This window comes from Paenibacillus sp. ALJ109b (genome assembly GCF_010747435.1).
Lineage (GTDB): Bacteria > Bacillota > Bacilli > Paenibacillales > Paenibacillaceae > Paenibacillus > Paenibacillus taichungensis.
In genome coordinates this window covers 149,840-158,474 of record NZ_JAAIFP010000024.1, presented here as the reverse complement: position 1 = coordinate 158,474, position 8,635 = coordinate 149,840, and the positions used below count along the sequence as shown (strand labels likewise).

Below are 8,635 nucleotides of genomic sequence, written 5' to 3'. Positions count from 1 at the left end.
ATATATATGCGATTTCGTATTTATTTCATTTTATTTTTAAAAGAAAAGACGCTGTTCACGAATATTTCGTAAATCAGCGCCCTTATATTTCGTTTATAGCGTAAGTTTGGGCTCTTCTACTTCATCTTATGTCCCTCTTACCGTTTTCGTTCGTAGAACTCAAACGTATACGCATAAACATTTTTTTCATCTTGCTCGCCTTCGATCTGTTCTGTTAGCTCCCACTCCGACCAATCCACTTCCGGGAAAAAGGTATCCCCCTCAAAATTCTCATGAATTTTGGTCACCACTAGACGATCTGCGAGCGGCAAAAACTCACGATAGACCTGAGAACCGCCAATGACGCAAAGCTCTTCGCCTTTTGTAACTTCCAGACCCTCTTCAATCGTATGCACCACTTCAGCCTGATTCGCTTGATAGTTAAGATCTCTTGTTATAACAATATTTCGACGTTGCGGAAGCGGCTTGCCTCCAAAGGACTCCCATGTATTGCGTCCCATAATAATCGTTTTGTTTAACGTACGTTGCTTGAAAAAGGCCATATCTTTAGGCAAACGCCACGGAATGGAATTATTCAATCCAATGACACCATTCTCGCCCATCGCCCATACAAGTTCAATGCTCAAAGATTACACACTCCTTCAATCCGTGTTATACCGCAATCGGGGCTTTAATACCCGGATGATGCTGATAGTTCTCAAACTCAAAATCATCAAACGTATAATCGAAAATGGAATCCGGCTTGCGCTTAATAACCAACTTAGGCAGCGCGAATGGCTCACGCTCCAATTGGGTTTTCACTTGTTCCACATGGTTTGAGTAGATGTGTACATCCCCACCAGACCAGATAAACTCCCCAACTTCAAGATCACACTGCTGGGCAATCATATGTGTCAGCAGCGCATAGCTGGCAATGTTAAATGGCAGCCCGAGGAACGTGTCTACAGAACGCATGGTAAGCATACACGATAGTTTACCCTCAGCCACGTAGAACTGAAACGCGAAATGACAAGGAGGCAATTTCATGTTGTTAATCTCCGCCACATTCCAGGCGCTAACGAGATGACGCCGCGAATCCGGATTATTTTTGATCGAATCAATAACAGCAGCAATCTGATCGATCTTCTCTCCGTTAGGTGCTTCCCAGGTACGCCATTGTGATCCATATACCGGGCCCAGGTCGCCATTCTCGTCAGCCCAATCGTCCCAGATCTTCACGCCGTTTTCCTTCAAATAAGATATATTCGTATCCCCGCTCAAAAACCACAACAACTCATGAATGACTGATTTCAGATGGATTCGTTTGGTTGTTACCAGTGGAAACCCTTCGGATAGGTTGTATCTCAGCTGTCTGCCAAATACCGACTGTGTTCCAGTTCCGGTGCGATCTCCCTTATGCACGCCTGTATCCAGAATATCCTGTAATAAATCGAGATAGTTTTTCAAATTATATTCCCCTCGCACTTTTTTTCATACTAAACTAAAGAATATTTACACTTACCACTCCGATGACAGAACAACCTTCCAATCGCTGTTATCCCCAGATTTTTTTGATTTCCTTTTCCAAAAGTATAAAATCCGGGGATAAAGGCGAAGCGTATGCTTCCGATGCAACTTTCCTTCAGAAAGCTTTTAGCTCCGCTTCTACAGATTTTTTCTGTCCTCTACGTTCTCGTGTAAACGGTTAGTTTTACTAACTTAAATACTAAATATATAGACCGTGATTGGCTTGGAGCCACATCATAACTGATCATTACTACAGTGTACCACAATTGAGTTGTTGGATAAAATCAATTCACTAAAACTTTTGAGTGTGTAACTTTTCATCATATTATATACACTCGTATCTTGAATTTCTCGGCTTTTGCTCAGAAAAAAGAGACGAACAACGCGTTAACGTCATTCGTCTCTTCTGATTTACGTATAATGCCGGACGAATCCGAAGCTTAGACGATATTAGCGGGAAATGATGTGGATCGGGTGACCCATAACCAGTTCCGCAGCTTCCATCACGATTTCGCCCAAAGTAGGGTGAGCGTGAATAGTCAGCGCCAAATCTTCCAGAGTAGCACCCATTTCGATTGCGAGACCAAGCTCAGCAATCAGGTTGGAAGCTTCCAGACCTACGATTTGGCAACCCAACACGAGGCCGCTTTCTTCGTCAGCAACGATTTTCACGAAGCCTTCAGCGTGGTTCAAAGATACAGCACGGCCATTACCCGCATAAGGGAATTTGCCAGCTTTTACTTTGTAGCCTTTTTCTTTAGCTTCTTTCTCAGTGTAACCTACGCTGGAGCACTCAGGATCTGTGAAAACAACGGCAGGCATACATTTGTAGTCAACTACAGATGGTTGTCCTGCGATCGCTTCAGCAGCCACTTTACCTTCATAAGAAGCTTTGTGGGCAAGTGCCAGACCGGATACGATATCACCGATTGCAAAGATGTGAGGAATGCTAGTACGGCCTTGGTGATCAACTTTAACGAATCCACGCTCGTCAACGTCTACGCCAATCAGGTCCAGACCAAGCTCTCCGTCTGTATTTGGACGACGTCCAACAGTAACCAGCAGGTAATCTGCAGTTACTTCTTTGGATTCACCATTTACGGAATATTTAACAGTTACATCTTTATCCGTTTGCTCAGCACTTTCAGCTTTTGCACCCGTTACGATTTCGATGCCTGTTTTCTTCATGTTTTTAGCTACGAGGCTAGTCATGTCTTTATCGAAACCTGGCAGTACAGTATCCAAACCTTCGATGATTGTTACTTTAGCACCGAATTTAGAGTACATTTGGCCAAGCTCAGCACCGATATAACCGCCACCGATAACGATCATGCTTTTTGGAACTTCAGGCAAGTTCAGAGCTTCTGTAGAAGACAGAATGCGTCCGCCAAACGGGAAAGGTTTCAACTCGATTGGACGGGAACCTGTTGCAATGATTGCATTTTTAAATTTGTAACGTGGAGACTCGTGATCGTTGAATACACGAGCTTCGTTTTCGTTGATGAACATGCACTCACCGTTGAAAACTTCAACTTTATTGCCTTTGAGCAAACCAGCTACGCCGCCAGTCATTTTCTTAACAACGCCGTTTTTGAATTCTTGAGTTTTGCTGAAGTCCACTTTTACGTTCTCAGCAGAGATACCAAAAGCTTCACCGTGCAATGCAGACTCATATTGGTGTGCAGCCGAGATCAGGGCTTTGGATGGAATACATCCGCGGTTCAAACAAACGCCGCCCAGTTCGGATTTGTCAACGATCAATACGCTTTGGCCCAGTTGAGCAGCACGGATGGCAGCTACATAGCCACCAGGACCCGCACCAATTACTAATGTATCGATATTGAGAGAAGCGTCGCCTACTACCATATCTTACACCTCCATAACAAGCAGCTCAGGGTTAGCGAGCAGCTGTTTAATGTAGTTCATAAAGTTTTGTGCTGTTGCGCCATCGATGATACGGTGGTCGAAGCTCAGGGAAAGAGCCATTACAGGTGCTGCAACAACTTCGCCATTTTTGATAACGGCTTTTTCGCTGATGCGTCCAGTTCCGAGAATTGCAACTTCTGGGAAGTTGATGATTGGAGTGAAGAACATACCGCCAGCAGAACCAATGTTACTGATGGAGATTGTGCTTCCTCTCATTTCGTTCGCGCTCAATTTGCCATCGCGGCCACGAGCTGCCAGATCACGAATGGAATCAGCGATCATCCAGATGGATTTACGATCAGCATCTTTGATAACAGGAACGATCAAGCCGTTGTCTGTATCTGTAGCGATACCGATGTTGTAGTATTTTTTGTATACAATTTCATTAGCTTCTTCATCGATCATAGCGTTCAATGCTGGGAACTCACGGGAAGCTGCAACCAGAGCTTTAACGATGAATGGCAGATAAGTTACTTTTGTACCTTTTTTCTCAGCAATAGGTTTCATGCGAGTACGGAAAGCAACCAGTTCAGTTACGTCCACTTCGTCCATGATTGTAACGTGAGGTGCTGTGTAAGCTGATTTAACCATCGCATTGGAGATCGCTTTACGGATACCTTTGAATGGTACGCGCTCTTCTTCTACACGTTGATCAGCTGCAGCAGCTGCTGGTGCTGCGGATTTTTTCTCTTCTTGAGCCGGAGCTTCGGAAGATGCCGCTGCGGAAGAACCGCCACCGTTTTTGAAGGATTCAACATCTTCTTTAGTAACTTTACCGTTGTTGCCAGTACCGTTAACTTGAGCGATGTCTACGCCTTGTTCGCGAGCAAATTTACGCACGCTTGGTGTTGCCAAAACGTCTTTGGCAGGTACTGCCGGAACGCTGTTGTTTCCGCCTTCTTTAGCTGCATCCGAGCTGGAAGCTGCTGCGGAAGAACCGCTTGTGTCAGCTCCGCCTTGAGCTGCATCTTTTTCTTGATCGTCTGCAGGAGCGTCGTCTTGCTCTGGAAGCTCGCCTTCAGCGTCAATGATTGCAACAACTTCGCCAACGTGGCAAACTTGGCCATCTTTTGCGAATACTTCTGTTACTGTGCCGTTAACCGGACAAGGTACTTCAACGACCGCTTTGTCATTTTGTACTTCCATGATGATGTCGTCGTCAGTTACTTTGTCACCGACTTTGATGTGCATCTTGATGATTTCGCCTTCGTGAAGGCCTTCGCCCAGTTCAGGGAATTTGTATTCAAATTTAGCCAACTGAAAAACCTCCTTGATTATGTCTCAATCCTGAAAACAACCCTTAACTCCAAGAAACAACCGTTACTGCTAGGTGCAATAAACTGTTACTCAAGGGGCTAATGGCTGTTTACAGTGCAGCTTGCGCTGCGGTGTGGATCACCATACTGCGCCTTGCGGCATGTCAGATGATTAAATTAGAAATTTACGACTTTGTTAACCGCAGCAACGATACGTGCTGGGTTAGGAAGCCATGTATCTTCGATTTGTGCAAATGGATAAACAGTATCCGGACCAGCTACACGCAGAACCGGTGCTTCCAAGTGCAGGATTGCTTTTTCATTGATTTGGGCAATGACTTCAGCTGCAACACCTGCGCTCTTTTGAGCTTCCTGTACAACAATTGCACGGTTTGTTTTCTTAATGGAAGCAACGATAGTATCGATGTCGATTGGGCTAACCGTACGAAGGTCGATAACTTCAACTTTGATTCCTTGTTTTTCGAGCTCTTCTGCTGCTTTCACAGAAGTGTGAACCATCATACCGTAAGTAATGATAGTTACATCAGAACCTTCACGAACAACGTTCGCTTTGCCCAGCTCAACAGTGTAATCTTCTTCAGGTACTTCTGCACGGAATGCATGGTACAAGTTCAAGTGCTCCATGAAGAATACAGGGTCGTTATCGCGAATAGAAGCGATCATCAGACCTTTTGCATCATAAGGGTTAGAAGGTACTACCACTTTAATACCCGGAGTTTGCGTAAGCAAACCTTCGAGGGAATCTGTGTGCAATTCTGCCGCTTTTACACCGCCACCGAATGGTGTACGGAATACGATTGGAGAATTATATTTACCGCCGGAGCGGAAACGCATACGAGCTGCTTGAACTACCATTTGGTCAAGGGCTTCGAAGATAAAACCAACGAATTGGATCTCGGCAACCGGACGGAAACCTTGAACACCCAAACCTACTGCCAGACCGCCAATAGCGGACTCAGCGAGTGGAGTATCAAATACACGCTCTTCGCCAAACTCTTTTTGCAGACCTTCCGTTACACGGAAAACGCCGCCTACATTACCTACGTCTTCACCGAAAAGCAGAACGTTAGGATCACGTTTCAACTCAACGCGAAGCGCATCACGGATTGCTTCTTTCATGTTCATTTGTGCCATTTGCTTCATTTCCTCCTTAAACATTGACAGTTCACATTTGAATTCATACATGTATACCGGGACACCGGAACCCGTCCCGGATGTTTATGCTTTATCGGAAAAAACTTATTGGAAATCAGCTTTTTGCTCTTCCAAGTGCTTAGGCGTTTGTTCGAACATGCTGTCGATCAAGCCTGAAATCGTCATTTTCTCGGTTTTTTCCGCTTTTTTGATCTCTTCGTTCACTTTTGCTTTTGCTTCTTCTTTCACACGTGCTGTATCTTCTTCAGTCCAAAGACCTTTTTTCTCCAGATATTTAGCAAAACGTGCGATTGGATCTTTAGCATTCCATTCAGCCTCTTCTTCTTTTGTACGATACTTGGAAGCATCGTCAGAAAGGGAGTGAGGACGGAAACGGTAAGTTACTGCTTCGATCAGAGTTGCGCCTTCGCCGTTACGACCACGTTCAGCAGCTTCCTGAACCGCTTTGATAACTGCGAAGATGTCCATACCATCAACTTTAACACCTTTGATACCTGCTGCTACCGCTTTGTGAGCGATGGACAGAGCTGCCGTTTGTTTAGCAAAAGGAGTTGTAATGGCATAACCATTGTTTTGTACGAAGAAAATAACAGGCAATTTATAAACACCAGCGTAGTTCAGACCTTCGTAGAAGTCACCTTCTGAAGAACCACCATCACCTGTGTACGTAATTACAACTTGTTTTTGTTTCTTCAATTTGTAACCCATAGCAATACCCATTGCGTGCAGGATTTGTGCACCAATGATAATTTGCGGCATCAATACATTAACGCCATCCGGAATTTGTCCACCATGTTGGTGTCCACGGGAGTACAGGAACGCTTGATAAAGAGGAAGTCCATGCCACACGAGTTGCGGAATGTCACGATAGCCAGGACATACAAAGTCTTCTTTTTCAATTGCAAATTCACTACCAACCATTGTAGCTTCTTGACCAGATACTGGAGCATAGAAACCAAGACGACCTTGACGGCCCAGGTTTACTGCACGGTCATCCCAAGTACGGGTAAATACCATGCGGTACATAATTTCTTTTAATTGATCGTCGGAAAGTTTAGGCATCATGTCTTTGTTAACGATTTCGCCATCAGGAGACAGCACGGACAGAGCTTCTACATCCTCCGTATATACTTCATAAGGAACCTTGCTCATTTTTTTCTTCACCTCAACAAAAAATTTGAATATCAAGTTCCGCTGTTATAATATTATTATACACCTGTTTCACTGCATACGTCAAAGATATCCGTAATTTTTTTATGTTTCCTTCCGGATTGTATGTATAACAGGGGCTTAATATTGGTATAACAGCATAATACATGTTTGCGTATTTGACCTATCCCCGCACAAGGTTAATCTTACCGTATTGCGCGGTCGAATGCAAAAATTAACCGAGAAAGGTGACGTTTTATGACGGATTCCCGCTATTTGAAACGCACGATTGTGAAGGAAGAGATTGAGAGCCGCTATCTGGGAGAGAAGCGCACACTACGAATTTATCTTCCCCCAGGCTATAACGAATTGTTATCCTACCCTGTCGTTTATTGTCAGGATGGTGAAGAATTTTTCAACTTTGGGCGTATCGCCACCACTGCCAACCGCATCATTCTCGACGAGGGAGCCGAACCTTTCATTATAGTAGGAGTTCAGGTTGATGTGTCTGTAAGAACTCAGGAATACGCCCCTTTCGGCGATCGGTTCAAGGCGTATACCTCATGCTTCGCTGAAGAGATTATTCCCTATGTAGAAGAGAAATATCCTGTGCGCCGCTCTCCGCAGGAACGTATTCTTGCCGGCGACTCACTGGGTGGCAGCGTTTCGCTTCATCTTGCTCTACTCTATCCAGACCTGTTCACACGTGTCATCAGCATGTCTGGAGCTTACTATTCCGCTTCCCAGGAAATCTACGCTGCAGCTGAAGACTTGTCCTGGTTATCAATCTGGATGATTGTTGGTCTGCAGGAGACTGCCTTTGAAGCAGATACCGGCACGTATAATTTTGTTCAATTAAACCGGGATACACGTGATTTGCTTGAAAAACGAGGTGCACTCGTCTCCTATCAGGAGAAAGACGGGCATCACCAATGGGGATTTTGGCAGAACGAACTGCCGGAAGCATTGCTTTACTTTCTTCAGGAAAATTAATTTTGATCATTGAACAGGCGGCTGAAATGCCGCTTTTGTTTTACTATTTTATGACACCGCTTACACCAACACTCAAAAAAGAAGCAGGTTCTCTCCTGCTTGTCCGTCCCAGCTTCTTCTCTTGTATCACTTGTCATTCCAAGCAAATATAAAAATTGTTATATCAATGAATGTTCCTTTTCAATCCGATCCAGCAACACGTCACAACCTGCATCAACCAGCCTGTACACTTCTTCAAAATTCCCTGTATAATACGGGTCGGGTACTTCACGGAGCGTCTCGTCCGGCAGCAGATCCATCATCTTGATAATTTCCGCATCTTCACCACCTGTTACACTTCTTACGTTAGCTGCGTTGGAATCATCCATGCATATAATGTAATTAAAATGTGTGAAGTCCGCACTCGCAAATTGTCTTGCCGCCATATTGGCATAAGAAATTTGATATGAATCCAGCAATGATCGAGTCCCCTCATGCGGTGGTTTGCCAACATGCCAGTCTCCTGTACCTGCTGAGTCCACTGAAATCTGCTGATCAAGTCCTCTTTCACTCACTTTATGACGGAGGACAGCCTCAGCCATTGGTGAGCGGCATATGTTACCCAAACAGACAAACAAAACGTTAATCAT

Annotated in this window: 8 protein-coding genes; 1 reads left to right on the top strand and 7 read right to left on the bottom strand. The window is 44.6% G+C overall.

Annotated features, from left to right (window positions below):
* Positions 1-137: 137 nt before the first annotated feature.
* From G3352_RS22270 to pdhA, 6 genes are all read right to left on the bottom strand, one after another.
* Entirely contained in the window at positions 138-626 is a 489-nt protein-coding gene (locus G3352_RS22270) for a dihydrofolate reductase (RefSeq protein WP_163759978.1), read from the bottom strand.
* Between the two features lie 25 nt (positions 627-651).
* On the bottom strand, positions 652-1,446 hold the full coding sequence (gene thyA / locus G3352_RS22265; protein ID WP_163759975.1) for a thymidylate synthase: 795 nt from the start codon (positions 1,444-1,446) through the stop codon (positions 652-654).
* A 510-nt stretch (positions 1,447-1,956) separates the two neighbouring features.
* The gene (gene lpdA, locus G3352_RS22260) at positions 1,957-3,372 is read right to left on the bottom strand and encodes a dihydrolipoyl dehydrogenase (protein WP_024630356.1); all 1,416 of its coding nucleotides are present in this window, start codon (positions 3,370-3,372) and stop codon (positions 1,957-1,959) included.
* Positions 3,373-3,375: 3 nt separating this feature from the next.
* Positions 3,376-4,689 (bottom strand): dihydrolipoamide acetyltransferase family protein, encoded by a 1,314-nt coding sequence (locus G3352_RS22255; RefSeq protein ID WP_163759972.1) that lies wholly within the window; start codon positions 4,687-4,689, stop codon positions 3,376-3,378.
* Positions 4,690-4,865: 176 nt separating this feature from the next.
* Positions 4,866-5,843 (bottom strand): alpha-ketoacid dehydrogenase subunit beta, encoded by a 978-nt coding sequence (locus G3352_RS22250; RefSeq protein ID WP_062325380.1) that lies wholly within the window; start codon positions 5,841-5,843, stop codon positions 4,866-4,868.
* Positions 5,844-5,948: 105 nt separating this feature from the next.
* On the bottom strand, positions 5,949-7,016 hold the full coding sequence (gene pdhA, locus G3352_RS22245; protein WP_062325382.1) for a pyruvate dehydrogenase (acetyl-transferring) E1 component subunit alpha: 1,068 nt from the start codon (positions 7,014-7,016) through the stop codon (positions 5,949-5,951).
* Between the two features lie 255 nt (positions 7,017-7,271).
* Here pdhA and G3352_RS22240 point away from each other — a divergent pair, with 255 nt between their 5' ends.
* A complete protein-coding gene (locus tag G3352_RS22240; protein WP_076289127.1) occupies positions 7,272-8,006 on the top strand; it encodes an alpha/beta hydrolase in 735 nt (244 codons plus the stop codon).
* Positions 8,007-8,164: 158 nt separating this feature from the next.
* Here the strand turns inward: G3352_RS22240 and G3352_RS22235 are convergent, their stop codons facing one another.
* The gene (locus G3352_RS22235) at positions 8,165-8,635 is read right to left on the bottom strand and encodes a low molecular weight protein-tyrosine-phosphatase (protein WP_163759970.1); all 471 of its coding nucleotides are present in this window, start codon (positions 8,633-8,635) and stop codon (positions 8,165-8,167) included.

Coding starts and splice junctions, on each gene's coding strand:
- G3352_RS22250 (WP_062325380.1), bottom strand. CDS start 5,843: ATGGCACAAATGAACATGAAAGAAGCAATCCGTGATGCGCTTCGCGTT.
- G3352_RS22240 (WP_076289127.1), top strand. CDS start 7,272: ATGACGGATTCCCGCTATTTGAAACGCACGATTGTGAAGGAAGAGATT.
- G3352_RS22235 (WP_163759970.1), bottom strand. CDS start 8,635: ATGATTAACGTTTTGTTTGTCTGTTTGGGTAACATATGCCGCTCACCA.
- pdhA (WP_062325382.1), bottom strand. CDS start 7,016: ATGAGCAAGGTTCCTTATGAAGTATATACGGAGGATGTAGAAGCTCTG.
- lpdA (WP_024630356.1), bottom strand. CDS start 3,372: ATGGTAGTAGGCGACGCTTCTCTCAATATCGATACATTAGTAATTGGT.